Genomic DNA, 25,364 nt, shown 5'->3' with positions numbered 1-25,364 from the left:
ATGGCGATGAGAGCGGAAGAAACGACGGGCGTGGTGCTCTGGCAGCGGGCGGAGGGGGCGCTGGTGTTCGGGGCGGCCCTTGCGCTGTTTGTCCGGAGCGATACGGGGTTGGTCTGGTGGAGCGCCCTGGTACTGTTCTTTGCCCCTGACCTCAGCTTTGCCGCCTATGGGCTGGGCCGCAAGGTGGGCGCGGTGGTCTATAACAGCGTCCATCTTTACGGCCTGGGCCTGGTGCTGATGGCGGTCGGCTTGGCCCTCGGCCTGCCGCTGCTTTCGGCGATGGGCGCGCTGTGGCTGGCCCATGCGGGGTTCGACCGGATGCTGGGCTATGGCCTCAAATCAACCGAGGGGTTCGGCTTCACCCATCTGGGGCCGATCGGCCGGCAGAAGCGCTAGAGCCCCAGGGCCCGGCGCACATCTTGGGGCGTCCAGCCGGCCTCGCGCAGGCTCGCCAGGGATGGCGAGCCCTTGGATTTGGACAGCTTCTTGCCGTCATCGGCCAGGATCAGCCGGTGGAAATGATAGATCGGGGTGGGCAGGCCCAGCAGCATTTGCAGCAGCACATGCAGGTCCGTGGCGGCCTCCAGGTCGCGGCCCCGGGTGACGTGGGTGATGGCCTGCGCGGCGTCGTCGACAACGACGCTGAGGTGGTAGCTGGTCGGGATGCCCTTGCGCTGCAACACCACGTCGCCCCAGCGTTCGGGCCGGGCATAGCGGATCTGCGGCCGGTCGGTAATCAGCGGCCCCACGACCGAATAGGTCAGCATGCCGACGCGGTCCAGTGCCGTCTGCGTATCGAGCCGGAACTGCACCGGATCGCCGCGTTGCAGCCGTTCAATCTGCTGGCCACGATCGAGCTGCCGGCAGGTGCCGGCATAGAGCGGGGCGCCATCGGGATCGGTTGCGCTGGACAGCGCGGCAATGTCGCTGCGGCTGCAGAAGCAGGGGTAGAGCAGATCGGCATGGCGCAAGTGATTGCCGGCATCGGCATAGACATCGAGCCGTTCGGACTGCAGCATGACCGGGGTCGGCCAGTCGAGGCCCAGCCAGGCCAGGTCAGAAAAGATTGCGTCGACGAATTCGGGTTTACAGCGTTCGGTGTCGATGTCTTCGATCCGCAGCAAGCTGGTGCCACCTAGGGCCCGGGCAGCCTGCCAGGTTACCAGCGCGGAAAAGGCATGGCCGAGATGGAGCAGGCCATTGGGGCTGGGGGCAAAGCGCAGGACAGGATGGTGGGATGGTTTTTTCGACACGGGCGCCTTCTAGCATGACAACAATTGTCCCGTCACCGCGTCTGGACAGCGTCGAGGTCATTGCGTCCCATCTTGATGGGCTGGTCATGACTGATCCGCGTCTGGTGCCAGTACGGGCGCGCGCCGGGGTGGTGCTGCCACGCATCACCACGCCGGGCTTTGCCGGCATCGCCAAGGTCATTACCGGCCAGCAGGTTTCGGTGGCCAGTGCGCGCGCCATCTGGAGCCGCTTCGAACAGCTGCCGGGGGCGCTTGATCCGGCCAGCTATCTGCAGCTCAGCGAGGAGACCGTGCGGGGAGTGGGCTTTTCGGGCAGCAAATTTCGCACGGTGCGGGTGATAGCCGAGGCGATGGTGGCGGGCGAGCTGGATTTCGACCATCTCGAAACCCTGCCGGCCCGTGAGGCGGTGGCCTATCTGACGGCGCATAAGGGGATCGGGCCGTGGACTGCGGAAGTCTATCTGATGTTCTGCGCCGGGCATCCCGATGTGTTCCCGGCCGGCGATCTGGCGCTGCTCAAATCGGTGCAGCATGGGCTGGCCCTTGACGCTCGGCCGACGATCAAGGACATGATCGGCCTTGCCGCAGCGTGGACGCCGCATCGTTCAGCAGCGGCGCTGTTATTCTGGCGCTATTTTGCGGCGCTGCGCGACCAGGAAGGAATTGCCCTGTGACCAAGCTCTCCGGCCCCATGCTGCCCCCCAGATCGGGCGGTGCGCCGCAACAGGCGGTGGTGCTGCTGCATGGCTATGGCTCCAATGGCGCCGATCTGATCGGGCTGGCGCCCCACTGGCAGGATGTGCTGCCCGATGCGGTGTTCATTTCGCCCAATGCGCCGCAGCGCTGTGAGGGTCTGGCCGATGGCTTTCAGTGGTTCGCGGTGGATTTTGTCGGCAACAAGCTGGCCAGCCGGCAGACTGGCTGCACCAGGGCACGGCCGGTGCTGCTCGAGTTTCTGACCGATCTGTGGGCGCAGACCGGAATCGCGCCGGAACAGACCCTGCTGGTCGGCTTCAGCCAGGGCGCCATGATGGCGCTGCATGTCGGCCTGTCGCTGCCGGAGCGGCTGATGGGGATTGTTGCGTTCTCCGGGGCTTTTCTGCCGCCCGAGGGCTTTGGTCAGCCGGGGTTGGCGCAACCGCCCGTGTGCCTGGTGCATGGCGATGCCGATACGGTGGTTGACCCCGAGCGCAGTGCTGATGCCGACATTGCGCTGCGGCTGGCCGGTGTGCCGGTGCACTATCATGTCAGCCCCGGCACCGGACATGGCATCGCCCCGGACGGGCTGGAATTTGCCAGCCAGTTCATCGCCCGGGTCGCCGCAAAATAAGCACGATCCCCGCTTCACAGCCCTGACACAAAGGGCATAGTATAAAGGAGATATGGACTTACGCGATTCTCTTTCCGGGAGACTCAAGTGACCATCCACGTGTCGCCTGAGGCCTGTCCCGCGCTGGTGCTGAATGCCGATTTCCGGCCTCTCAGCTACTACCCGCTATCGCTCTGGTCCTGGCAGGACGCGATCAAGGCGGTGTGTCTGGATCGGGTCAATATCGTCAGCCAGTACGATACCATCATCCACTCACCCAGCTTTGAGATGCGGTTGCCCAGCGTGGTGTCGCTGCGCGATTACGTCAAGCCGGCGCGCAATCCGGCGTTCACCCGCTTCAACGTCTTCCTGCGCGATCGCTTCACCTGCCAGTATTGCGGCTCGCGCGAAGACCTGACCTTTGACCATGTCATTCCCCGCTCCAAGGGTGGACAGACGACCTGGGAGAACGTGGTGGCCGCCTGCGCACCGTGCAATCTGCGCAAGGCCAACCGGATGCCGAGCGAAATCCGCATGTTTCCCCATCAGGCGCCCTACCATCCCAGCGTGCATGATCTGCACAATAATGGCCGGGCCTTCCCGCCCAACCATCTGCACCAGAGCTGGCTGGATTATCTGTACTGGGACATCGAGCTCGAGCCCTAGGGTCCCTTGCCGGCAAGTCTGCCAATAACTATTATTGGTTGGCGCATTCCGGAGGTCACGTCATGGCGATCAGTGCAGAACTGGGCGAAGCCCTTGAACAGGCGGTCAGCGAGCTCGTCGCGACCGGCCGCTACAATTCCAAAAGCGAAGTGCTGCGCGAAGGCGTGCGCCTGGTGCAGGAGCGCGAGGCGCGATTTCGCGAGCTCACCGCTAAAATTCAGGTGGGGCAGGACGACATCGACGCCGGTCGGGTCCATCCCGCCGATGAGGTGTTTGAGCGGGTTCGAAAACGCATAGAGGAAGCGGCGGCCAAGAAGGCGTCGTGATGCGAGTGGAACTGTCCGAGCAAGCCGAAAGCGACTTGCTCGATATCGCGCTCTATATCGCCGCCGACAATCCCGATCGAGCCTTCAGCTTTGTCGACGAGTTGCAAGAGGCGTGCGAGGGTCTGGCCGATCGGGCTCGGCGCTATCCGGTCCTGCCTGGCTTTGAAAGGCAGGCCATCCGTCGCCGGCCGCATGGCCGATATGCCATCCTTTATGCCGTGGCAGAGGACCGGGTTCAGGTCCTGCGCATTTTGTCGACGGCGATGGATATTGAGCGGGCCCTCGGCGACTAGTCCCGCTTTGGCTGCCGCGCCTGGGCCCAGATCGACAGGCCGAGCAGCCCCACGATGGCCAGCGAGATCAGCGCATTATAGCCGGCCAGCGACAGGCCCAGGAAGCGGAACTGCACCACATCGCAGCCAATCACCGGGGTCATGCTGCTCAGGGCCCCAAAATCCATGGCCTCACCAACGCCGGTGCAGGCGGTCGGGCCGGGCCAGAAGCCCCATTCGACGCCGGCGTGATAGCTGCCCATGTAAACGCTCCAGGCAAAAATCGCGGTGACGATGGCCATGGCAATGTACCAGACGGTCAGCGGCAGGCGGTTCCAGGTCATCAGCACGACCAGCAGCAGGGGCAGGCCATAATAATAGGCCATGCGCTGTTCCAGGCAGAGTTCGCAGGGAAACAGGCCGAATACGAGCTGGCTGATCCAGGCGCCCCAAATCGTTGCCAGTCCCAGAATGAAGGCGAGGCCGGCAGATTTCTTGTCGAGCGGGTGCAGGAGTGATGCCGGCATGGGAGGTCTTTCGGTGACGCTTGAGACGGGAAAATGATTAGCCTGCCCGGGGCGCAAGGACCAGCCGGGAAACGTGGTTTTGATCAATCGCCGGGCAGGGTGATGCCGAGGGCCTGACGCAGGGCGATGGCGTTGGCGGGGGCGTGCAGTTTGTCCTCATGCACGAAATAGGCAAACACGTCCTTGCCCGCTGCCGTCCAGCCGTCCATCGTCTCCGCCCAGCTGGCAATATCGGCGGGCTGGTAGCCCTGGGTGGCGTCATGGGCCGGGCCTTGCAGGCGGCAATAGGCAAAGTCGGCGGTCAGCGTGCGGTGCGGGTTGTCGGCGGTATCGGCGATCACCCGCGCCACATTGTGCGTGGCCAGCAGGGCGTTGACGGCGGGGTCATCGAAACTGGGGTGGCGCAATTCGATGGCGTGGCGGATCGGGCCGACGCCTTCGGCCTGCAGATAGGGATCGCTCTTGAGCCGCCCATCCGACTTGCCGGCCAGCGCCACATAGTCGGGAATGGTCTTGGGCAGCAGGTCAAGAAAATCGCCCAGCACTGCTGCGTCAAAACTCAGGCTGGGCGGCAATTGCCAGATAAAGGGGCCGAGTTTGCTGCCCAGGGCCAGGGGGCCCGAAGCGAAGAAATTGGCGAGCTCGATCTCGCAGTGCTGCAGCCGCCTGATATGGGTGACCAGTTGCGGTCCCTTGATGGAAAACACAAAGCCCGCGCGGGTCTGCTCACCCCATTTGGCGAAGCTGGCCGGCTTCTGGTTGGCGCGGAACGTGGCGTTGATCTCGATACTGCCCAGGCGCGAGCTGGCATAGGCCAGCTCGTCTTTCTGCACCAGACCGTCAGGATAAAACGTGCCGCGCCAGGGGGTAAAAACCCAGCCGGCCGTTCCAGTGCGCACCATGCCTGTCGTGCCCATGTTCAGCCCTCCACCGTGCCGAGCATGGCCCGGCGCGGTGGGTGCGGGCAAGACTAGAACTTGTAGTTGAGGCCGGCCCGGACCACGCCGAAGCGCTGGGTGATGTCCTGATTGCCGCCGGGCAGGCCATTATAGGCCTGGGTGCCCAGATCGACATAGAGATACTCGGCCTTGACAGTGATCTTGTCGGTGGCCTGTGCTTCCAGGCCGACGCCAAGGGTCCAGCCGACATGAGCTGCAGACTGCGAGGTCACGACATTGCTTGTGCTTGTGACGCTGGCGCTGCCGCGGCCGGCGGCGAAACCGCCGGTGACATAGGGCATCACGGTGCCAAACGTCATGCCGGCGCGACCACGAATGGTACCGTAGAGATCCATGCCGGATTTGAATTTGCCGGCGATACCCTGATCTTCTTCATAGCTGATCGAGGCGAATTGCAGATCGCCCTCGGCGCCCAGCACGAAGCCACCCATATCCATATTGTAGCCGGCCTGGCCGCCAAGCTGCCAGCCGCCGGAATTGTGTTCGGTCCTGGCGCCGCCAGCCGGCTGCCGGGCCACATTGCCCCAGCCATAGCCGGCGTTGATGCCGGCATAAAAACCTTCCCAGCCGGCGGCCGGGGTCGGCGAATACATGGTGCTGGTGCCACTGTTCCAACCCAGATCGGCGGCGTGGACGGCGGGAACGAAGAGCAGCAGGGCTGCAACGGAAAGGGCCTGGCGCTTCATGGAAGACCTCCTGGGCAAGGGCGTGGTGAACTTTCCGGTAAAATGCGACGGAAACCGTTAAGTCTCCGGTAAGGAATAAGGTTAACGCCATGCGCGATGAGCATGGTGGTCCGCCCCGTCATGCGCGGGCCGCAGAGCTCGCCGGGAGCGGCCCACAAGCCGGACTTTGACCCATATCAATGACATCGCCGCCGGCCGGTCCGACACTGCTTTCCAGTCGCGTCGTGAGCGCGCATGGATGGAGGATGACATGAACGATAAATCGTCCGGTTTTCTGCCGAGCCTCTGGTCAGAGGGGCCTTTCGTAGAGTTTCGCAAGGAAATGGATTCTGCGCTGGAATCGTTTTTTGGCCGCCACATCAGCAAGACCGATGGCAAGGGGTTCGACAAATTCCTGTCGCCGTCCATTGACGTGGTCGAAAACGACACCGCCATCGTACTGACAGCCGAGTTGCCCGGCATGACCGAGCAGGATTTCGACCTCTCCACCCAGAGCGGCATGCTCTTGCTCAGAGGCGAAAAGAAGATGGAAAAGAAGGACGACAAAGACGATTTCCATCTCGTGGAACGCCGCTATGGCCGCTTCGAACGGACCATGCCGGTGCCGCCAAATGTGGATGAGGCGGCCATCAGTGCCAAATTCGACAAGGGTGTGTTGACCGTCACCATGCCGAAAAAGCCCGGCACGAAACCGGCGGAACGCAAGATCGCCATCGCCCAGAAATAGCAAGGCTGCGCCGCCGCGCCCACCGGGGCGGGCGGCTACGACGCTGGCCGGGCCCATCTTTGCCTGACGACGACGCTCTTGAGGTGAAAGTGGTGCCCTCCGCCGGACTCGAACCGGCACGCCTCGCAGCGGAGGATTTTGAATCCTCTGCGTCTACCATTCCGCCAGGAGGGCACGAGGCAAGTCTCTAGCGCAGGTCGGGTTGCGCTGCAACTGGCTGTTTGCGGGTTTAGGCGCCGAGCGCCAGCCGGGCGAGATAGACGCAGAACACGCCGCAGGCCATGGCGGCAAAGAGGTTCCGGCTGGCCAGATAGACCAGGACGGTGGCGGCAGCGGCGAAGATTTCGGCCAGGCTGCCGGTGACCAGGGCCGGCGCCACCAGCGCGGCCAGCACGGCGCCGGGAATGTGGCTGAGCCAGGCGGCGGCAAAGCCATGCCGGGGCAGGCGATTGGCCAGCAGCAGGCCAGCCGCCTTGACGGCAAAGCTGACCAGCGCCATGCCGGCAATGGCATAAAGGGCTTCGGGGCTAGTCCACATGGCGTACCTTGTCGGCAAGGGCCCCGGCCAGACTGCCCACCAGGCCGCCGATCAGGATATGCCAGCTGCCATCGACCAGCCTCGAGGCGATGATGGCGCTGAGAGCGGCGACCGCCCAGGGCAGCAGATCGGCCCTGGATTTCCACATCCCCAGCAGCAGCACCAGGAAGGTGGCGGTAAAGGCGAAGTCGAGGCCATAGCGGGCCGGGTCATCAATCACCGAGCCCAGAACATGGCCGGTCATGGTGGTGGCCATCCAGCAGACATAGGCCAGAGCGCCCCCGCCCATGAGAAAGCCGACGCTGCCGCGGCCCCGTTTCATTTCGAGCACGGTCATGGCCCAGTTTTCGTCCGTCACCAGCGCCATCTTCAGCGCATCCTTCACGCCCGAATCGGGTTTGAACAGCGGGCGCAGCGTGGCGGTGAGCAGCAGATAGCGCAGATTGATGATCAGTGCGGCGATGATCAGCGGGCCGATGGGCAGGGTGGCCGGGGTCACGGTCCACAGGTCGAGTGCCACGAACTGGGCGGCGCCGGCAAATACCAGCCCGCTCATCAGCATCACCTCAAGCGGGCTCAGGCCGGCGCCCCGCGCCAGCACGCCCCAGACCAGACCATAGGCGGCCACCGAAATGACCACGGGCAGGCAGGCGCGGGCGCCAGCATAGAACTGGTCGGCAAAACGGGGGCTGGGCGGGGCGATACGGCTCATGGCCCTTCCATAGCGTTCGGGGGCGGCGAGCGCACCGGCAAATCGGTGTGCGGCGATGACATCTGGTGATCACTGCCATTGCCGGCGCTGATGGGGCGCCGCAACGGGACCGGCAATGGGCATTGACGGGTAGGCGGCCCGGGCCTAAGGACAGCGCCCGTATCGTTTCAAGCCTCCCGCGCCCGTCCCCCAGCCTGCCGCTGTGGCCCCTGGATCGCTCTCTGCAGCGGTACCGAACCCTGTTTGGCGGCGGCTTGCAACCGGGCCCGTGATGTGGTGCGCATCATGACGCGATTTCTGGTCAAGCGATTTCCTGGAGTGTTCAGATGATCCCCCAATCCCGGCCGCTGTGGCAACGCTTTGCCAGCTTCCTGGTGCCGCTGATGGCGGCCAATATCCTGCAGGCGCTCTCCGGCACGGTCAGCTCGATCTATATCGGGCAACTGATCGGTGTCGAAGCGCTGGCGGCGGTTGCCACCTTCTTTCCGATCCTGTTTTTCCTGCTCAGTTTCCTCATCGGCCTGTCGGCGGGGTCGACCATTCTGATCGGCCAGGCCTGGGGGGCGCGCAAACTCGACAAGGTCAAGCAGGTGGCCGGCACGACGCTGGTCACCGCCATTGCGCTCGGGCTGGTGGTGGCGGTGATCGGCGGGGTGTGGACCGAGCAGATCATGGGCCTGCTGGGGGTGCCGGCCAATATCCTGCCCCTGACGGTGGGCTACGCCCGCATCATGCTGATCGGCATGCCGGGCTTTTTCGTTTTCATCGTGGTGACCTCGGTGCTGCGCGGCGTTGGCGATACCATGACGCCGCTGTTTGCGCTGATCCTGTCGCTGGCCGTTACCCTGGTGGTGACGCCGGCACTGATCCTGGGCTGGTTCGGCCTGCCGCAGTTGGGGGTCAATGCGGCGGCAGTGGCCTTCATTGCCGGCTTTGCCAGCGTGCTGATCTTCCTGTTCTTCTTCATGCGGGCGCGGAAGATGCCCCTGGCGCCCGATGCCCAACTGCTGGGCGCCATGCTGCGACCCGACTTCAAGCTGCTTGGACTGATCCTGCGGCTGGGCGTGCCGGCAGGGCTGCAGATGGTGGTGTCATCGGTGGCGGGTATCGTCATTGTTGGGCTGGTCAACCGCTTCGGTTCGGACGCGACTGCCGCCTATGGCGCCCTGGGTCAGGTAATGAGCTATGTGCAGTTCCCGGCCATGTCGATCGGCATTGCCGCCTCGATATTCGGGGCGCAGGCGATCGGCGCCGGGCAGATCCACCAGCTCGGGGCCATCACCCGCACGGCGCTGCTGCTCAATGGTATCATCACCGGCACGCTGGTGCTGCTGGCCTATTTGTTCAGCGGGCATCTGGTGGCGCTGTTCATCACCGATCCGGCGGTGATCGAGATGACCGCGACGCTGCTGCATGTGGTGCTGTGGAGCGTCATCGCCTTTGGCTGGAGCGTTGTATTCTCAGGGGTGATGCGTTCCAGCGGCACGGTGCTGGCGCCCATGGTGCTGTCGCTGGCTTGCATTTTGGGCATTGAGCTGCCGGGCGCCATCTGGCTGAGCCAGACCAGCCTGGGACTGACCGGGATCTGGGTGGCCTATGCCGCCAGCTTCACCATGATGATGGTGCTGCAGGGCGCCTGGTACATGCTGGTGTGGAAGAAGAAAACCATCACCGCGCTGGTCTAGGCGCTTGCCGAGCGAGACATAAAAAAGGCCCGGGATCGCTCCCGGGCCTTTGACTATCGCAGCCTGCGGCTAGAACTGGCCGTGGCAGTGCTTGAACTTCTTGCCCGAGCCACAGGGGCAGGGGGCGTTGCGGGCCACGCCAACCAGCAGCTTGGGATCAACCGGCCGCAGCGCGGCATCGCCGTCGGCGCCAGCCACGGCGTCATAGACGGTGTCGTCGCCACTTGCGTCGTTCTCGCCGGTCAGCGGGTCGATATGGGTCTCGCGCAGGCCAGTCAGGTCAGGCGCGGGCGGCGCTACCGGGCGCGGCTGCAGCTCGACATGACTGAGCTGGGTGGTCACCAGCTCGCGCAGGTTCTCCAGCAGGCTCTGGAACAGCTCATAGGCTTCCTGCTTGTATTCGGTGAGCGGATCGCGCTGGGCAATGCCGCGCCAACCCACCACCTTGGAGAGATGGTCGAGCGTCACCAGATGTTCGCGCCACAGCCCGTCGATCGATTGCAGCACGATGGATTTTTCCACCTGGCGCATGACGGCCGGATTGGCCGAGCCGGCTGCCTGCATGGCGGCAATGGTGCGCGCCTCCTTGGCGGCGGTCTGGGCATCGGCAGCTTCGATCAGGCGCCGGGTGACCGTCTCGGCATCAATGCCTTCCTCGGCGACCCATTCGCTCACCGGCACGTCGATATTGAGATAGGTCTTGGCGGCGGCCTGCAATTGCTCGGCCTTCCACTGCTCGGGATAGGAGCGGGGCGGAATGGCCTTGGCAACGATGTTGTCGATCACGTCGTGCCGCATATCGATGACGATCTCGCTGATGTCCTCGGCGTCCATCATTTCGAGACGCTGCTCGAAGATCACCTTGCGCTGATCGTTCATCACGTCGTCGTATTTCAGGATGTTCTTGCGGATGTCGAAATTGCGGGCTTCCACCTTGCCCTGCGCGCGTTCGATGGCCTTGGACACCCAGGGATGGGTGATCGATTCGCCCTGTTCGAGCCCCAGCTTGCCGAGCATGGAATCCATGCTTTCGACCGGGAAGATGCGCATCAGATCGTCCTGCAGACTCAGGAAGAAGGCCGAATGGCCGGGGTCGCCCTGACGACCGGAACGGCCGCGCAACTGGTTGTCGATGCGGCGGCTTTCATGGCGCTCGGTACCGATCACCATCAGCCCGCCAGCGGCCAGCGCCTTGGCCTTGTCGGCGGCGATGGTGGTTTTGATGTCGGCGATCTTGGCCTCGCGGGCTTCCCCTTCGAGGCCCGCGGTTTCGCGCTCGATGCGCATTTCGAGATTGCCGCCAAGCTGGATGTCGGTGCCGCGACCGGCCATATTGGTGGCGATGGTGATGGCGCCGGGCAGGCCGGCATCGGCGACGATGAAGGCTTCCTGCTCATGGTGACGGGCATTGAGCACGTTCATGCTGCCGACATTCTTCTTGCGCAGCAGATCGGCCAGCATTTCCGACTTCTCGATCGAGGTGGTGCCGACCAGCACGGGCTGGTTGCGATCCTGGCATTCCTTGATCAGCGTGGCGATGGCGTCGAATTTCTCCTCGGCGGTGCGGAAGATGGCGTCTTCATCATCGACGCGCATCACCGGCAGGTTGGTGGGGATGGTCACCACGTCGAGCTTGTAGATGTCGGCGAATTCCTCGGCCTCGGTGGCCGCCGTACCGGTCATGCCGGCAAGCTTTTCATAGAGGCGGAAATAGTTCTGGAAGGTGATCGAGGCCAGGGTCTGGTTTTCCGGCTGGATCTTGACGTGTTCCTTGGCTTCGAGCGCCTGGTGCAGGCCTTCCGAATAGCGGCGGCCCGGCATCATGCGGCCCGAGAACTCATCAATGATAACCACTTCACCGCCCTCGGGCGTGTCGCGGACGATGTAGTCCTTGTCCTTGCGGAACAGCTTGTGGGCGCGCAGGGCCGAATTGGCGTGGTGCACCAGGGCAACGTTCTCCACGTCATACATGGAATCGCCCTTGAGCAGGCCGTCGGCGGCCAGCCGGGCCTCGAGCTTTTCGATGCCGGCATCGGTAAAGGTGGCGGCGCGCTGTTTTTCGTCGAGCTCGAAATCACCCTCCTCGATGATCGGCATCAGGGCATCGAGCGTGGTGTAGAGCGTGGAGCGGTCTTCCGAGGGGCCCGAGATGATCAGAGGCGTGCGCGCCTCGTCGATCAGGATGGAGTCCACCTCATCGACGATGGCGAAGACATGGCCACGCTGCACCATCTGCTCGCGGGTATATTTCATATTGTCGCGCAGATAGTCGAAGCCCAGCTCGTTATTGGTGCCGTAGGTGATGTCGGCGGCGTAGGCGGCCTTGCGCTCCATATCGGTCATGCCATGCACGATGGTGCCGGTGGTCAGGCCGAGGAAATTGTAGACCTGGCCCATCCAGGCGGCGTCGCGCTTGACCAGATAGTCGTTGACGGTGACCAGATGGGCGCCCTTGCCGGTCAGGGCGTTGAGATACATTGGCAGCGTTGCCACCAGGGTCTTGCCTTCACCGGTACGCATCTCGGCGATACCGCGCTCATTCATCACCATGCCGCCGATCAGCTGCACGTCGAAATGGCGCATGCCGAGCACGCGCTTGGACGCTTCGCGCACGGTGGCGAAAGCGGGGACAATCAGATCGTCAAGATCGGCGCCCTGTTCAAGTTGCTGCTTGAACTGGGCAGTGCGGGCCTGCAGCGCTTCGTCGCTGAGTTGCTCGAGTTCTGTCTCCAGCGCGTTGATGGCGGCAACCTTGCCGTGGTACCGCTTGACGTGCCGATCGGAGGTAGACCCGAAAATCCGCCGGGCGAGCGCAGCAAGTGCCATATGTCAGGTCCTTCGATGACTCATCGGGGCGCGGTTGGGGAAGCGGACAGGCTCCGCCAGGCCATCGTCAGCGCGATGAGAAAGCCTTTCCGGCTTTGAATTCATGTATCCCCGCCGAGCGACGGAAAAGCGCGTGAGATGTAAGAGCGGGCCCCTGTCTTGTCAACGTCGCCGAAATCAGCCACACCTGTTTTGGCCTGCCGAAAACCGGACCGAAATGGTGCTTTGCCCGCTTTGGTTGCTGACAAAATGGCCTGTGGCGCAATTTGGCCCCCTTGTCGTGTCAGCCAGTCACCCGACTATATAGTGGCACCTGTTTGCCAGCCATCAATACGCCGGGACGCTGCCCGTTGGCACCGGCCAAGGAGATCGACCTGATGAAGTTTTCCCCCCTGCGCCTTGCCCGCACCGCGAGCGTTATTGCCACCATGGTGGCGGCGACGGCGCTGACCCCGGTTCTGGCGCAGGATGCCGCACCAGCTGCACCGGCTCAGGATGCCGCACCGGCCGCAGTGTCGCCCGAAGCCGTGGTAGCCACCGTTGATGGTGCCCCGATCACCGAGGCTGATCTGGGCTTTGCGGCTGAAGATCTGAGCCAGGAACTGCAGCAGATGCCGCCCGCGCAGCGCAAGCCGTTCCTGCTGCGGGTGCTGATCGACATGAAGGTGATGGCCAAGGCCGGTGCCGACGCCGGCATGGCCGATACGCCGCTGTTCCAGCAGCGCCTCGACTATCTCAAGGATCGTTCGCTGCGCCGCGCCTATTTTGCCGATACCATTGCCAAGGGCATCACTGAAGAGGCGGTGCGGGCGGCCTATGACAAGAGCGTCGCCGATTTCCAGCCGACCGAGGAAATCCGGGCCAGCCACATTCTGGTGCCAAGCGAAGACGAAGCCAAGGCAATCAAGGAGCAGCTTGACGGCGGCGCCGATTTCGCCGAGCTGGCCAAGGAAAAGTCGATCGATCCGGGCGCTGCCAATGGCGGCGATCTGGGCTTTTTCAGCAAGGGCATGATGGTGGCGCCGTTCGAGACGGCGGCCTATGGGCTGAGCGATATCGGCCAGGTGTCCGAGCCGGTGGAGAGCCAGTTCGGCTGGCATGTCATTCGTCTGGAAGAAAAGCGCCAGTCAGCGCCGCCGACATTTGAGCAGTTGGCCCCGCAGCTGCAGCAGCAATTGCTGATGACCAGCTTTGACGACACCGTCGCCAGGCTGATGGAAGGGGTGGCGATCGACATTCCAGATGCCGATCTGGCCGCCGCTGTTGCGGCACAGACCGAAACCGAGGCGACCGCCGGCGATGCGCCGGCGCAGTAAGCGCTGACGCCGCCGCACGTCGTCGCTACCCCGGATGGTCACCCTCGCGTCAAGCCCGAGGGTGACGTCCGGTGGCCATTGGCGCCGCGCAAGGGCGCCAGCAGCCCCTGCACCATCTGCCGCGCCACCAGCCGCAACTGTTCGGGATCGCGCTCGATCCGCCCGGTCAGCAGCCGCTGCCAGATGAACCCGGCCAGCATGTCCGCACACAGCCCCACATCGACATCGGGCCGCAACTCGCCCCGCTCGACGCCGCGCTGGAAAACTTTCCCGCTCTGGATGCGCCGCTCCGCTGAATATTCAACCAGCGCCGCCGCCGCCACCGCGTCGCGCTGCGCTTCGGCAATCACGAAGCGAAACACCTGTCCCGCGCCGGTGTCGCCCCAATGGGCAAACACCCCGGTCAGGAAGGCGAACACGTCACCCTCCACGGTGCCCGTATCCATATGAACCGAGGCGGGCTTGTGCCGGTGATAGACGTCAAGCAGCAAGGCCGTCTTGCCCGGCCACCACTTGTAGATGGTCGGCTTTCCCGCCCGCGCCCGCCTGGCCACGGCGTCGATGGAGAAGCCGGCGATCCCCTCCTCGGCCATGATCGCCTCGGCGGCTTCGAGAATGGCCTGTTCCGTCTCGGGGTTGCGGCGTGCGCCGATAGACCGGCGGCGCTCGTTGGTGTCTTCGTTCATGGCCCCAATATGGGTCAAAAGAAACGCGAAAGAAAGCACTTGAACGAAACGTGCCGTTCCGATACTTAACGGAACGTACCGTTTCTATTAGGAGCATCATAAATGCAACCCTCCCTTGCCTCCAGGCTGCGCATGGCACTGGTCATGAGCCTGGCCGTCTATCCCATCGTCACCGTCTATCTCTACATCCTGATGCCGCTGACTCCCGGCTGGGAAATGTGGCAGCGCAGCCTGGTGCTGGTCCCCTTCATGGCCACCACCATCGTCATGCTGATCGTGCCCTTCATCAGCCGGTATTTCGGCGCCTTCATCGCCGGCAAGAGGAAATCCACTGCCGCGACGGCCTGACGACCTCCAGCCATCGCTACGCCGGGAGCGCATCCGCCATTCCGGCGCCTGGGGCCCTTGGTCCCTCCCGCACTCGATCGTTACCCTCGGGCTTGACCCGAGGGTGACGCCCGGCGACCGGGCAGATTTCGTCCCTCGATAAAACTTGTCCCCGCCAGCTTCACCTGCTGCATACTGTTCCACGTTGCCCACGTCAGAGCCCAGTCATGACGAGTGATGGTCGTGGGAATTGTCGGGGAGGAGGGGTCGCCTTCCTCGTGCGGGTTGGAAACTCGGCAGCCGGGCCTGCAATAGTGGTACCGCCTGAACCGGACCTGCAAAAAATCCCGATATGGTGGCGAGGCAATTGCCTAACACTCAAACAATTGATCGAGGCAAGCGCCTCGCCACCATCGCTCTAGCCAGAGCGAACCCTGACAAAACGACAACCGCACGACAGGCGGCGCTTTGGCATGTCTTGCGATTGCCGTACGTTTCGGGCAAACCCTTGCCACGTCGCATGAGGACTTCACCATGGCTGCCCATCCGGTTTCCCCGCTCGCCCCCAAATCTTATCCGGACCTGCCGGCCATTGCCGGCGTGCGCTTTGTCACGGCCGCGGCGGGCATCAAGTACCAGAACCGCACCGATGTGCTGCTGATGGCGTTCGACGCCGGCACCACTGTCGCTGGCGTTCTCACCAGGTCGAAATGCTCCTCGGCGGCGGTGGATTGGTGCAAGGCCAAGCTGGCGGGCGGCCTGGCCCGGGGCCTCGTGGTCAATTCGGGCAATGCCAATGCCTTTACCGGCGCCAGGGGCGCCGCCAGCGTGCAACTGACGGCCGATTTTGCCGCCAAGGCACTGGGCTGCTCGACGGACGAGATCTTTCTGGCCTCCACCGGGGTGATCGGCGAGCCGCTCGACGCCAACAAATTTGCCGGCGTGCTCGACAGCATGGCGACGCAGCTCGGCACGACGCCCTGGATGGACCCAGCCAAGGCGATCATGACCACCGACACCTTTCCCAAGCTCAATGGCGCGATCCTCGAGATCGACGGGGTCGAGGTCAAGATCAACGGCATTGCCAAGGGATCGGGGATGATCGCGCCGGACATGGCCACCATGCTCAGCTTTGTGGTCACCGACATGCCGATTGCCGCCCCGGTGCTGCAGGCGCTGCTGGCCCGCCATGTCGCCACCAGCTTCAATGCCATCACGGTCGATAGCGACACCTCCACCTCGGACACGCTTCTGGCCTTTGCCACCGGCAAGGCGGCGGTCGAGCCGATCGAGAGTCTCAATGATCCGCGTGCGGAAGTCTTTGGCGAAGCGCTGCGCGATGTGCTGTTCGACCTGGCCATTCAGGTGGTGCGCGATGGCGAAGGCGCCACCAAGCAGGTCTGCATTCATGTCGAGGGCGCGGTGACTGACGCCAGCGCCTTCCGCATCGCCAAGTCGATCGCCGACTCGCCGCTGGTCAAGACGGCCATTGCCGGGGAAGACGCCAATTGGGGGCGCGTGGTGATGGCGGTGGGCAAGGCGGGCGAGCCGGCCGACCGCGACAGGCTGGCGATCCGCTTTGGCGACCTGCTGGTGGCCAGGGATGGTGAACGCGCCCCGATCTATGATGAGGCCGCCACCAGCGCCTATATGCGGGGCGAGGAGATCGAGATCACGGCCAGCCTGGGGCTCGGCACCGGCAAGGCGAGCGTCTACACCTGCGACCTGACCCATGGTTACATCACCATCAATGGCGATTACCGGAGCTAGCCATGGGCCTGCCTGACGCGAGCGTTCTTGAACGCGCCGGGCTCGCCGCCTGGCCCGGTATCGAAGTCGAGTGGGATGGCGGCTGGGTGCGCCGCGCCGCCAATGGCTATACCAAGCGGGCCAATTCGGTGCAGTGCCTCGACCCGAGCGATGAAGGCGACCTTGACGCCCGCATCGCCAATGCCGTGGATTGGTTCACCGCCCGCGGCCTGCCGCCGGTTTTCCGCATGACGCCGCTGGCGGGCCCCGGCCTCGCCACCGCGCTGGATGGCTTGGGCTGGCGGACCATCGACGCGAGCTATCTCTATGCCATGCAGCTTGCGGCCGGCGAACCCGATCCGCGCGGCCAGATCTACAAGGTGCGCGATCCGGCCTTTCTCGCCGTGCAGCAGCGGCTGGCGGGCTATGACGACGAACGGCTCGGCAAGCTTGATGCGCTGCTGGCCGCGATGACGGTGGAAGCCTGCGGCGTGGTACTGCATGATGACGATGGCGCGCCGGTCGCCACCGCCCTGATGGCCATCGCCGATGGCATTGTCGTTACCGGCAATGTGGTAACCGATGCCAGCCGGCGGCGCCGGGGCCATGCCGGTGCCATGATGCGCACCGGCCATGCCTGGGCCCATGCGGCCGGGGCGCGGGTCGCCGCGCTCAATGTGCAGGCGGACAATCTGGGGGCGCAGGCGCTCTATCAGAGCCTGGGCTATGCCCACCAATATGACTATCATTACCGACTGCCGGGGACCGCATGAGCCAATCGATACTTCTGGTCGTTGCCTGTGCGCTGGTTGATGCGGATCGCCGGGTGCTGATTGCGCGGCGTCCCGAGGGCAAGGCCATGGCCGGGCTCTGGGAGTTTCCCGGCGGCAAGGTCGAAGCGGGAGAAACGCCCGAAGCGGCGCTGATCCGTGAACTGGAAGAAGAGCTGGGTGTAGCGACCCAGACCGCCTGCCTGGCACCGGTTTCATTTGCCAGTCACTCTTACGAGAAATTTCACCTGTTGATGCCACTCTATGTGTGCCGGAAATGGCAGGGCACGCCGCAGGCCCGGGAGCATAGCGCGCTCAAATGGGTGCGCCCGCAGGCGCTGCGCGATTATCCCATGCCGCCGGCCGACGCGCCATTGATCGCCGCCTTGTGCGATCTGCTCTAGCGCAGCGCGGGATTGGAGCTTGGGGGAATGGACATGTTGGCAGGCAAGATCAGGACATTCCTCACCGAGGAATCGGGCGCGACCGCCATCGAATACGGGCTGCTCGCCATGCTGATCGCGGTGGCTATTATCGGCAGCTTCGCGGTGCTGGGCAATAGCCTGGAAGAGCTGTTCAACAATGGCGCGAGCGAAGCGCTGGCAGCCGCCAACGCCAAATAGCTATTGCAGGCTGACGACCTTGTACTGCTCGCCGACCGTAATCGGGTCGCCGGGATAGAGGTTGTTGATGATGTAGAACAGATCCGCACCGCGACTGAGCGCGTTCATCTGCTTGGCGAGGCTCTCGGCAGTGTCGCCGGCTTTGGCCCTGACAATGCGGATCGCCAGCTTGCGGATATTGGCCAGATCGCTGGCCGTGGTGCGGCGGAAGCTCTCCAGCGTGGCGGCGGCGCCCTGGGCAAATCGCGTGCTGTCGGCCTTGGCGGCGAAGATGAAGCGATAGACCTGACCGTCCAGCCGCATCACCGAGACGCGGAAGAACCACTGGTCAGTCTGGGCGACGCCCGAGGCCATGTCGATGCCATTGCGGGTCTGGCTGGTGACGCTGTCGGTCTTGAGCCCGGCGATCCAGCCCGATTTCAGATAATCTGTCAGCGCCACATTGGCTTGTACATCGGCGCTGTCAAAGCGCACGGCTTCGCCATCACCGGCTACCCCAACCACGGCGCTCTGCGCGTTCTGCAACGCATAGCCCTGTGGCACGGTGAAGGTGAATTTTGACGCCGGATGCACGAAGCGGCGACCGATGATGGAACCCTGGGCCGGGCTGTCGCCAAAGGTCAGACCGGCAATCGAGGCCAGATAGCCATCGCGATCGACCTCGCCCAAGCCAGCCTTGCCGAACATTGAGCTGGCGATGTCGATGGCCTTCTGAATGCGGGCCGGGGTGGAGGGATGGGAGGACAGGAACCCTTCAGTGCCCTGGCCGGCGCCCGCCGAGAAACTGGCAAAGCGACTCATAACCCCCAGGAAGCGGGCCGCGGCCTGCGGGTCATAGCCGGCCTTGCCGGAAAACTTGATGCCTTCCCGATCGGACTCGAGTTCCTGGCTCTGGCCAAAGGCGGCCAGGGATTCACGGGTGCGGTTGGCAGTGGCGTCGGTGGAGGTGTCGCCGCCAAAAACGCTGGTAATGACGCGATCAACGATTTCGGTGGTGCGGGTGCGGTCGGTGCGGGCCCGGGCATGGCGCAGGGTGACGTGGGCAATTTCATGGGCCAGCACGGCGGCCAGTTCACTGGTGTCGCTGGCCAGCGCCAGAATGCCGCGTGTCACGTAGATATAGCCGCCGGGCAGGGCGAAGGCGTTGACTTCGGACGTGTCGAGGATGGTCACCTGGAACTGCGCATTGGGCTGGTCAGCGGCCGCCAGCAGGCGTCCGACAATACGTGCCACCATGATTTCGGCGGGGCGATCGGAGTAGATGCCGCCATAGGCGGCGACGATGCGCGGATGTTCGCGGCGGCCGATCACCGCGTCATCGGGATCGGTACCCTCGGGCACCACGGTGGGCGCCGGGCGGTCGCCGGTCTGGCTCACGGCAATATTGGAACTGGTCAGAGTCGTGCAGGCCGACAGTGCCAGCAGCGACGCGGCCAGCAGACCGACGCGCAAACCCTTTGCGATATGCCCGGTACCCATCATTGTATCGCCAAGACCTCAAGCTGCTCGGGATGGGTAATTTCGATGCGTGGACCATCCCGGTCATCCACCCATCCGCGCACCCGCACCAGTGCGCCGTCCAGTATCAACGGATCAACGCCATCGGCAGTGAACAGTTTCACTGCGGGCGCTTCGATCACGGCGGTGAAGTCCTGTTTCCAGAACCGGCCGAAATTGAGGTAGATCCGTCCGCCGCGCTGCTCGGCCAACAGAACCCTGCCTTCGACAAGTTCGTAATGGCCTGCCCGGGTGAGCACGTCACCGGGCGCGGCCGCCGCACGTACGCTGTAATAGGGATCACGCCAGATGCCAAGGCCGGACAGGCGCGCACGGCCCTCGGCAGCGAACAACAAGTCGAGACATTGGCGATTGTCAGGAAACGAATAGACGCGCGCCAGCCCCAGCGCGACCATGGCCTGCTGCGCCCAGGCCGGGCCCTCTGGTGTGTCGACAAACACATGGGCCAGCTGGCGGTCGTAACGGTCGATGGTTTCGCCGCCAAAGCCCAGCTGCACGGTCTTGTTGAGAACCAGAAGCTCAAGTGCCTGCTTGGCCTCGGGGGCCAGTGGCCAGGTGTCAAAGTCATCGCGACCCAGCGCCAGCTTGGGCGCCTGGGTGCCGATCATGCGCACCACGCGTCCGTCATCAAGCACCACGGTATCGCCGTCGGTGACCTGAACGACCACGCCGCCGGGCACCATGGCCAGATCGGGACAGGCCAAGGCAGCAGTCGACACTGACGAGAGCGCCGCCAGCGTGGCAAGTTGAACAAGACTGGTTGTGCGCAAATCAGGCCCCGCAAACAATGGCTTCAGCATGCACGCAAATGCGGCAAAAATCATCACGGTCGACGCGGGCCTTCAAAACACTGTCAGCAGCGCGTCCGCTTGGTTGAGCCGGGCGGTCGGCACTGCTAAGGGGGGTGGGCTATGCCTGCCTTGTGTCGGAGTTGTTTGTCCTTGTCGTTTGTTCGGTCGTTTATTCGCCAGATTGCCCTTGTGGTCCTGTTTGCCGTGCTCAGCCTGGGGCGGGCCCAGGCCAATCCGATGTTGCTGGTCGATATGGAGACGCTTGAGGTGCTCTATGCTCAGGAGGCCGGCCAACCCTGGCACCCGGCCTCGCTGACCAAGCTGATGACGGCCTATGTGACCTTCGAGGAGATCGCCAAGGGCACGATCACGCTCGATACCCCGGTGCTGCTGTCCAAGCACGCCGTCAGCCAGGCACCCTCCCGCTCCGGGCTGGCGGTGGGCAGTGCGCTGACACTGAAGGACGCGCTGTATGTTCTCGTCGTCAAATCGGCCAATGACGTGGCCATGGCCATTGCCGAAACGGTTGGCGGCAGTGAGGCCGGGTTTGTCGCCAAGATGAACGATGTGGCCGCCCGCATGGGGTTGACCGCCACGCACTACACCAATCCGCACGGGTTGCATGACCCGGCCCAATTCAGCTCGGCGCGCGATATGGCGCTGCTCTCGCTCTATATCAGGCAGAGTTTTCCGCAATACATGCCAATGTTTGGTACCGAGGCGGTGAAGCTGGGTACGGCCGAGCTGGATTCCAATAATGACCTGCTGACCAAATTTGCCGGCACCACGGGGATGAAGACCGGCTTTGTCTGCGCCTCGGGGCTCAATATGGTGGCGACTGTCGAGCGCAATGGCCGCAATCTGCTGGCGGTCGTGCTGGGCGGCGCATCCGCCCGGGATCGCAATGAACGGGCCGCGGAGCTGTTGCTGAAGGGGTTTTCGGGCGCCGCCCAGCCGACCGGGCAGCAGGTGCTGACACTGGCCAACCAGCCTGGCGTGCCGCCGGTGAACATGCGCCCGAAGATTTGCGGCAAGGAAGCCAAGGCCTATGTGGCGGCGCAGGAGGCAGCGTTTCCGCTCGGGCTGAAGGGTCAGCCGAGCTATCTCAATGATCACGTGGCGCCGCGCGCCTATGTGGCGACCGATCTGGGGCGCATCGCCGTCGGGGTCAGCCTGCCGCGTCCACGCCCAGCCCATCTGCCGCGCTTTGCCGCGCCGGGCGATGACATGGCGCTGAGCGGGGATCTGCGGCCCAGCCTGGCAAGCACCAGTTCGCCGGCACCTTTTCCGCAGCCACGTCCCAATCGGCTCTAGGCTCTTGATGGGCCGGGTTTTCGACGCGCAGGAATGGCGCCAGCGTCGCTGAAATCCCGCTGGGGCCTAGCCCTTCACAATGGTGAAGCGGATGGTGTCCGCCGCCGCTTCGAGGCTGCAGGCGTGGCCGTGCTGACGGCAGAAGAGCGGGATATCGATCCGGGCCATCGGGTCGGTGGCCAGCACGGTCAGCGTGGCGCCCGAGACCATGCTCGCAAGACGCTTTTCCATTTTCAGTACCGGCAGCGGGCATTTGAGCCCGCATGCGTCGATGATGTCACTGGGCAAGAACCAGCACCCAATGCGTACCATAGGTCGAGCTGCCATTATAGTTGACGGCAATACCGGCCCTGGTGGCGCTGCTGGTCAGCCCTGCTGCGTCCGCTGGGTTGTTGCGCCAGCCCGAAAAGGTTTCCGCAAAGGTGGCGTAGCCGGCGCTCAGCTTCATGCCGGCCAGATCCTGCGGGGTCTGCGGCGGGGTGCCGGTGCGGGCATATTGGTCGGCCAGGGCCTGGGCGGTACCGTCGAGCCCGGCATCGGGCGTCAGCGCCGGCCGGCCCTGGGTGGCGCGATAGGCATTGATCATGGCAATGGCCTGGGCGCGGTCCAGGCTGGCGCCGGGCTGGTCCATGCGGGCTGACAGGCCCGGGGCCAAAGCCGCCGCCGAGCTGCCGCCCGCCATGCCGCCCATGGAGCAGGCCGAAATCGTCAGCGCGGCAAGAAGCGCCGCAAGCGGCAGAATGGCGGGTTTGATGTGTCGCAGAGCGGGCATGAAGCAATCCTGATGGCAAAAGTGGCTGGCAGGCCGATAAAGCGGCACCAAGGCCAAATCATGGTGCGGCAGCTCCATACACCACGACGCCCTGCTGACTGACAAATTGCGACATGCGGTGGTGATCTCGGCGGGATTCGAACCCACGACCCCAGGATTAGGAATCCTGTGCTCTATCCAACTGAGCTACGAGACCACGCCCGTTCGATAGCAAATGCCGTGCGTTGGGGAAACCCTGTTTGCGCGGGGGCGGTGTGCGGAACAGCGCCTGGGTCGGCCAGATTATTTTTTGCCTGCTGTCGGTCTGTGGGCGCCTGCTTCGTCATTGCATGACAATGGGCACCAGGAGAATTGGCAAATGAGCAGGCACTATGGGTGGGTAATCGTGGCGGGGGGAGCAGTGATCTCCTGTGTGGCGATGGGGTCGATGTTTGCGCTGCCGGTCTATCTGCAGCCAATTGCCGAGGAGACCGGCTGGTCGCGCGCCGGCATTTCCGGGGCGATGACGCTGGGTTTTCTGGTCATGGGGGTGGCCGGCTTCTTCTGGGGCTCTCTGAGCGACCGGATCGGGGCGCGGCCGGTGGTGCTGATCGGGACGGTGATGCTTGGCCTGGGTCTGCTGCTGGCCAGCCGCGCCAGCAGCCTGGTGATGTTCCAGCTCAGCTATGGTGTGCTGATCGGGGCCGCAGCGGGGGCGTTCTTTGCGCCGCTGATGGCCAATGTGATCGGCTGGTTCGAGACCAATCGGAGCCTGGCCGTGTCGCTGGTGTCGATTGGCGGTGGCGTGGCGCCGATGGTGGTGACGCCGCTGGCCAGCGTGCTGATCGGGATTTATGGCTGGCGCAGCGCCATGCTGATGATCGCGGTGGGCGCGGTGGTCATCATCGTGCCGGTGGCGCTGCTGCTGAAGCGGGCGCCACAAATCGGCGATGCGAACCTGGCGCTGCCCGAGACCGGGGCTGCGCTATCGGGCCAGTCCGGCAGGCTGCGGGCCATTTTCCGGACGCCGCAATTCATCGTGCTGGCCGGCACCTTCTTTTTGTGCTGCGCGGCGCATTCGGGGCCGATCTTTCACACTGTCAGCTACGCCATGATCTGTGGCGCGTCGGCACTGGCGGCGGCCAGCATCTATAGCGTGGAAGGGGTGGCGGGCCTGTTCGGGCGGCTGCTGTTTGGCCTGTCGGCGGACCGGCTGGGCGTCAAGCGGGTGATCATCGCCGGCCTGCTGCTGCAGTCGGCCGGCATTTTCGCCTATATCTATGTCACCCAGTTGCGCGAGTTCTACATGTTGGCGGCGGTGCTGGGCCTGGCCTATGGCGGGGTGATGCCCCTCTATGCGGTGCTGGCGCGCGAGTATTTTCCCGATCATGTGATGGGCACGGTGCTGGGCGGCATTACCATGACCTCGGCCATTGGCATGGCGTTTGGTCCGGTTGGTGGTGGCTGGATCTTCGACAATTTTGGCGATTACCAGTGGCTCTATATCAGCTCGGCGGCCATCGGCCTGGCGGCTGCCGCGCTTGCCCTGGCCTTCCCGCCGGTGCTCGCCGACCGGCCGGGCGCCCCACAACCGGCCTGATGGTCATTTTCCGCTACAGCAACGGTCCAGGCGGGCAGTGCTGCGGCAGAAACTGTGGTGTGACATGTCCGCCCCTAGGCACGGAAGGTAACCACGTCTATATTAGTGCCTGAGTTCCCAAATTGGAGGCACCGCAATGTCACTGCAAGACACGTCGCAACATTCCAACTGCACGGCCATGTCCGATGTCCTCAATCGCATCGGCGACAAATGGAGCGTGATGGTGGTGGGCATGCTGGGCCGTCAGGGTACGCTGCGGTTCAACGAGCTCAAGCGCCTGATCAATGGGGTCAGCCAGCGCATGCTGACGCTGACGCTGCGCAATCTGGAGCGCGATGGCCTGGTGACCCGAACCATCTATCCCGAGGTGCCGCCACGGGTGGAATATGCCCTGACCGAACTGGGCAAGACGCTGCAGCAGCCGATCAGCGCGCTGTGGGACTGGTCCTCGGAAAACCATGGCTCGATCATGGATGCGCGCGCCATTTACGATGCGCGCAGCGCCGCGGTGGCCGAGGACGCGCCGCGCAAGGTCGCCTATGTCGGCAGCGAGGGCCGGCTGGCCGGTGCCCGCTCGATTTAGCCGCTATGGGGCGTCGCGGCGCTTTGCCTTAGCGTGTGCGTGGGGCGGTACAGCCGATCTCGGCAACGTCACCATATCAGGGCCGCATTCTGGGGCGATGTCCGGATCGGTTCATGCTGGCGGATCGCTTCATGCTAAAAGTCCTGGACTATGGAGACGGCTGCTGTGGCTGACAATTGGACCCTCAAGGGTGTTTCACGCGACGATGAGCCGGACCAGCCCGATGCGATCGCGCCACATCCGGCCAGGCGAAGACTGCAACTGGGCAGTCTGGCGCCTCTGGCGGTGGGACTGATTGGCCTCGTCGCCCTGGGCACCACCGCCTGGGTCTATGCCGAGACACAGCGCGAAATCCGCCGCATCTCCAATGACATTGCCCAGATCCGGGTGAGCCTTGAACTTTATGGCCGGCAGCAATCGGGGAGTGGGGAACCAGCCGCTGCCGACAGTGCCGATAGCGCCGCACGCCTGCTCGATCTGTCCAATCGCCTGGCGCTGCTCGAGGCCAATCAGCGTAATGGCAGCACGGCTCCCCTGGCATCGGCACTCCCGGTCGTTCCGGCCCCTGCGGACGGTGCCGTTGCCAGCAGCGGCGATTGTCTGCCCGTCGGCATGCGGTTCATGGTGGCGGCAGGCGACAATTACGCGGTGTGCGGCACCACTGCCAAAATCGCCATTGCCGCGATCGACAATGGCTATATCACCCTGGCGGATGGCACCGTCATTGCCGAGGGTGGCACCATCAATCTGGCTGATAGCGAGTGCATGCTCGGGGTGATGCCCGGCGAGGGTGATGGCCTGAGCGGCTACGCCGAAATCCGGGTGGCCTGCTGAGGTCAGCCGGCAAGCG

Annotated in this window: 30 protein-coding genes and 2 tRNA genes; 18 read left to right on the top strand and 14 right to left on the bottom strand. The window is 64.0% G+C overall.

Going from position 1 to position 25,364, the window contains the following annotated elements; genetic code table 11:
* Positions 1–6: 6 nt before the first annotated feature.
* Positions 7–396: a DUF4260 domain-containing protein gene (locus ABFY71_RS15375; RefSeq protein WP_347946858.1), complete on the top strand. Its 390-nt coding sequence runs from the start codon at positions 7–9 to the stop codon at positions 394–396.
* On the opposite strand, the gene gluQRS is transcribed toward ABFY71_RS15375, so the two are convergent.
* A complete protein-coding gene (gene gluQRS, locus ABFY71_RS15370; protein WP_347946857.1) occupies positions 393–1,253 on the bottom strand; it encodes a tRNA glutamyl-Q(34) synthetase GluQRS in 861 nt (286 codons plus the stop codon). The genes ABFY71_RS15375 and gluQRS overlap by 4 nt on opposite strands.
* A 14-nt stretch (positions 1,254–1,267) precedes the next feature.
* Between gluQRS and ABFY71_RS15365 the strand changes: the two genes are divergently transcribed.
* The 5 genes from ABFY71_RS15365 (at position 1,268) to ABFY71_RS15345 (ending at position 3,847) form a co-directional block, all read left to right on the top strand.
* Entirely contained in the window at positions 1,268–1,927 is a 660-nt protein-coding gene (locus tag ABFY71_RS15365; RefSeq protein ID WP_347946856.1) for a DNA-3-methyladenine glycosylase family protein, read from the top strand.
* Positions 1,924–2,583 (top strand): alpha/beta hydrolase, encoded by a 660-nt coding sequence (locus ABFY71_RS15360; protein WP_305576427.1) that lies wholly within the window; start codon positions 1,924–1,926, stop codon positions 2,581–2,583. Before ABFY71_RS15365 ends, ABFY71_RS15360 begins: the two co-directional genes overlap by 4 nt.
* A gap of 87 nt (positions 2,584–2,670) precedes the next feature.
* The gene (locus tag ABFY71_RS15355; RefSeq protein WP_305576424.1) at positions 2,671–3,228 is read left to right on the top strand and encodes an HNH endonuclease; all 558 of its coding nucleotides are present in this window, start codon (positions 2,671–2,673) and stop codon (positions 3,226–3,228) included.
* Positions 3,229–3,290: 62 nt separating this feature from the next.
* On the top strand, positions 3,291–3,554 hold the full coding sequence (locus ABFY71_RS15350; RefSeq protein WP_347946855.1) for a type II toxin-antitoxin system ParD family antitoxin: 264 nt from the start codon (positions 3,291–3,293) through the stop codon (positions 3,552–3,554).
* Positions 3,554–3,847 (top strand): type II toxin-antitoxin system RelE/ParE family toxin, encoded by a 294-nt coding sequence (locus ABFY71_RS15345; protein ID WP_347946854.1) that lies wholly within the window; start codon positions 3,554–3,556, stop codon positions 3,845–3,847. The genes ABFY71_RS15350 and ABFY71_RS15345 overlap by 1 nt, the downstream gene beginning before the upstream one ends.
* Here ABFY71_RS15345 and ABFY71_RS15340 read toward each other — a convergent pair.
* The 3 genes from ABFY71_RS15340 to ABFY71_RS15330 all read right to left on the bottom strand — a co-directional run bounded on the left by ABFY71_RS15340 (position 3,844) and on the right by ABFY71_RS15330 (position 5,998).
* Complete coding sequence (locus tag ABFY71_RS15340; protein WP_347946853.1) at positions 3,844–4,353, bottom strand: disulfide bond formation protein B; 510 nt, start codon at positions 4,351–4,353, stop codon at positions 3,844–3,846. The genes ABFY71_RS15345 and ABFY71_RS15340 overlap by 4 nt on opposite strands.
* 83 nt (positions 4,354–4,436) lie before the next feature.
* Complete coding sequence (locus ABFY71_RS15335; protein WP_347946852.1) at positions 4,437–5,270, bottom strand: DUF72 domain-containing protein; 834 nt, start codon at positions 5,268–5,270, stop codon at positions 4,437–4,439.
* 53 nt (positions 5,271–5,323) lie between these two features.
* On the bottom strand, positions 5,324–5,998 hold the full coding sequence (locus ABFY71_RS15330; RefSeq protein ID WP_347946851.1) for an outer membrane protein: 675 nt from the start codon (positions 5,996–5,998) through the stop codon (positions 5,324–5,326).
* Positions 5,999–6,248: 250 nt separating this feature from the next.
* On the opposite strand from ABFY71_RS15330, the gene ABFY71_RS15325 reads away from it, so the two are divergent.
* Positions 6,249–6,725: an Hsp20/alpha crystallin family protein gene (locus ABFY71_RS15325; protein ID WP_347946850.1), complete on the top strand. Its 477-nt coding sequence runs from the start codon at positions 6,249–6,251 to the stop codon at positions 6,723–6,725.
* 90 nt (positions 6,726–6,815) lie between these two features.
* Here the strand turns inward: ABFY71_RS15325 and ABFY71_RS15320 are convergent.
* The 3 genes from ABFY71_RS15320 to ABFY71_RS15310 all read right to left on the bottom strand — a co-directional run bounded on the left by ABFY71_RS15320 (position 6,816) and on the right by ABFY71_RS15310 (position 7,975).
* A tRNA-Leu gene (locus tag ABFY71_RS15320) sits at positions 6,816–6,899 on the bottom strand.
* A 55-nt stretch (positions 6,900–6,954) separates the two neighbouring features.
* Complete coding sequence (locus tag ABFY71_RS15315) at positions 6,955–7,263, bottom strand: AzlD domain-containing protein (protein WP_347946849.1); 309 nt, start codon at positions 7,261–7,263, stop codon at positions 6,955–6,957.
* On the bottom strand, positions 7,253–7,975 hold the full coding sequence (locus ABFY71_RS15310) for an AzlC family ABC transporter permease (RefSeq protein WP_347946848.1): 723 nt from the start codon (positions 7,973–7,975) through the stop codon (positions 7,253–7,255). Before ABFY71_RS15310 ends, ABFY71_RS15315 begins: the two co-directional genes overlap by 11 nt.
* A gap of 326 nt (positions 7,976–8,301) precedes the next feature.
* Between ABFY71_RS15310 and ABFY71_RS15305 the strand changes: the two genes are divergently transcribed.
* Complete coding sequence (locus ABFY71_RS15305; RefSeq protein ID WP_347946847.1) at positions 8,302–9,660, top strand: MATE family efflux transporter; 1,359 nt, start codon at positions 8,302–8,304, stop codon at positions 9,658–9,660.
* A gap of 69 nt (positions 9,661–9,729) precedes the next feature.
* On the opposite strand, the gene secA is transcribed toward ABFY71_RS15305, so the two are convergent.
* Positions 9,730–12,486, bottom strand: a complete 2,757-nt coding sequence (gene secA / locus ABFY71_RS15300; protein WP_347946846.1) for a preprotein translocase subunit SecA — start codon at positions 12,484–12,486, stop codon at positions 9,730–9,732.
* A gap of 377 nt (positions 12,487–12,863) precedes the next feature.
* Between secA and ABFY71_RS15295 the strand changes: the two genes are divergently transcribed.
* Positions 12,864–13,802: a peptidylprolyl isomerase gene (locus tag ABFY71_RS15295; protein WP_347946845.1), complete on the top strand. Its 939-nt coding sequence runs from the start codon at positions 12,864–12,866 to the stop codon at positions 13,800–13,802.
* 38 nt (positions 13,803–13,840) lie between these two features.
* On the opposite strand, the gene ABFY71_RS15290 is transcribed toward ABFY71_RS15295, so the two are convergent.
* Positions 13,841–14,488, bottom strand: a complete 648-nt coding sequence (locus tag ABFY71_RS15290; protein ID WP_347946844.1) for a TetR/AcrR family transcriptional regulator — start codon at positions 14,486–14,488, stop codon at positions 13,841–13,843.
* A gap of 102 nt (positions 14,489–14,590) precedes the next feature.
* On the opposite strand from ABFY71_RS15290, the gene ABFY71_RS15285 reads away from it, so the two are divergent.
* The 5 genes from ABFY71_RS15285 to ABFY71_RS15265 all read left to right on the top strand — a co-directional run bounded on the left by ABFY71_RS15285 (position 14,591) and on the right by ABFY71_RS15265 (position 17,957).
* The gene (locus ABFY71_RS15285; protein WP_347946843.1) at positions 14,591–14,836 is read left to right on the top strand and encodes a putative antibiotic biosynthesis monooxygenase; all 246 of its coding nucleotides are present in this window, start codon (positions 14,591–14,593) and stop codon (positions 14,834–14,836) included.
* A gap of 513 nt (positions 14,837–15,349) precedes the next feature.
* Positions 15,350–16,585, top strand: a complete 1,236-nt coding sequence (gene argJ / locus ABFY71_RS15280; RefSeq protein WP_347946842.1) for a bifunctional glutamate N-acetyltransferase/amino-acid acetyltransferase ArgJ — start codon at positions 15,350–15,352, stop codon at positions 16,583–16,585.
* Positions 16,586–16,587: 2 nt separating this feature from the next.
* Positions 16,588–17,337: a GNAT family N-acetyltransferase gene (locus tag ABFY71_RS15275; RefSeq protein ID WP_347946841.1), complete on the top strand. Its 750-nt coding sequence runs from the start codon at positions 16,588–16,590 to the stop codon at positions 17,335–17,337.
* Complete coding sequence (mutT, locus tag ABFY71_RS15270; RefSeq protein WP_305576391.1) at positions 17,334–17,738, top strand: 8-oxo-dGTP diphosphatase MutT; 405 nt, start codon at positions 17,334–17,336, stop codon at positions 17,736–17,738. The genes ABFY71_RS15275 and mutT overlap by 4 nt, the downstream gene beginning before the upstream one ends.
* 27 nt (positions 17,739–17,765) lie before the next feature.
* Positions 17,766–17,957 (top strand): Flp family type IVb pilin, encoded by a 192-nt coding sequence (locus tag ABFY71_RS15265; protein ID WP_305576389.1) that lies wholly within the window; start codon positions 17,766–17,768, stop codon positions 17,955–17,957.
* Here the strand turns inward: ABFY71_RS15265 and ABFY71_RS15260 are convergent, their stop codons facing one another.
* On the bottom strand, positions 17,958–19,439 hold the full coding sequence (locus tag ABFY71_RS15260) for a M48 family metalloprotease (protein ID WP_347946840.1): 1,482 nt from the start codon (positions 19,437–19,439) through the stop codon (positions 17,958–17,960).
* Positions 19,436–20,245 carry a thermonuclease family protein gene (locus ABFY71_RS15255; RefSeq protein WP_347946839.1) on the bottom strand — a complete coding sequence of 270 codons (810 nt, stop codon included), beginning with the start codon at positions 20,243–20,245 and terminating at the stop codon, positions 19,436–19,438. Before ABFY71_RS15255 ends, ABFY71_RS15260 begins: the two co-directional genes overlap by 4 nt.
* A 171-nt stretch (positions 20,246–20,416) precedes the next feature.
* On the opposite strand from ABFY71_RS15255, the gene ABFY71_RS15250 reads away from it, so the two are divergent.
* Positions 20,417–21,580: a D-alanyl-D-alanine carboxypeptidase family protein gene (locus tag ABFY71_RS15250; protein ID WP_347946838.1), complete on the top strand. Its 1,164-nt coding sequence runs from the start codon at positions 20,417–20,419 to the stop codon at positions 21,578–21,580.
* A gap of 66 nt (positions 21,581–21,646) precedes the next feature.
* Here ABFY71_RS15250 and ABFY71_RS15245 read toward each other — a convergent pair whose 3' ends face one another.
* The 3 genes from ABFY71_RS15245 to ABFY71_RS15235 form a co-directional block, all read right to left on the bottom strand.
* The gene (locus ABFY71_RS15245; RefSeq protein WP_347946837.1) at positions 21,647–21,892 is read right to left on the bottom strand and encodes a sulfurtransferase TusA family protein; all 246 of its coding nucleotides are present in this window, start codon (positions 21,890–21,892) and stop codon (positions 21,647–21,649) included.
* The gene (locus tag ABFY71_RS15240; RefSeq protein WP_305576379.1) at positions 21,858–22,352 is read right to left on the bottom strand and encodes a CAP domain-containing protein; all 495 of its coding nucleotides are present in this window, start codon (positions 22,350–22,352) and stop codon (positions 21,858–21,860) included. Before ABFY71_RS15240 ends, ABFY71_RS15245 begins: the two co-directional genes overlap by 35 nt.
* 119 nt (positions 22,353–22,471) lie before the next feature.
* A tRNA-Arg gene (locus ABFY71_RS15235) sits at positions 22,472–22,548 on the bottom strand.
* A gap of 162 nt (positions 22,549–22,710) precedes the next feature.
* Here ABFY71_RS15235 and ABFY71_RS15230 point away from each other — a divergent pair.
* From ABFY71_RS15230 to ABFY71_RS15220, 3 genes are all read left to right on the top strand, one after another.
* Positions 22,711–23,931 (top strand): MFS transporter, encoded by a 1,221-nt coding sequence (locus ABFY71_RS15230; protein ID WP_347946836.1) that lies wholly within the window; start codon positions 22,711–22,713, stop codon positions 23,929–23,931.
* A 136-nt stretch (positions 23,932–24,067) separates the two neighbouring features.
* Positions 24,068–24,514, top strand: coding sequence for a winged helix-turn-helix transcriptional regulator (locus ABFY71_RS15225; RefSeq protein ID WP_347946835.1), 447 nt, complete (start codon positions 24,068–24,070; stop codon positions 24,512–24,514).
* Positions 24,515–24,679: 165 nt separating this feature from the next.
* On the top strand, positions 24,680–25,348 hold the full coding sequence (locus tag ABFY71_RS15220; RefSeq protein ID WP_347946834.1) for a hypothetical protein: 669 nt from the start codon (positions 24,680–24,682) through the stop codon (positions 25,346–25,348).
* Positions 25,349–25,364: the final 16 nt, after the last annotated feature.

The sequence above is a fragment of the Devosia alba genome (genome assembly GCF_039938915.1).
GTDB lineage: Bacteria > Pseudomonadota > Alphaproteobacteria > Rhizobiales > Devosiaceae > Devosia > Devosia alba.
Note: the sequence above shows the minus strand (reverse complement) of the source record. Positions and strands in the feature narration are given on the sequence as shown.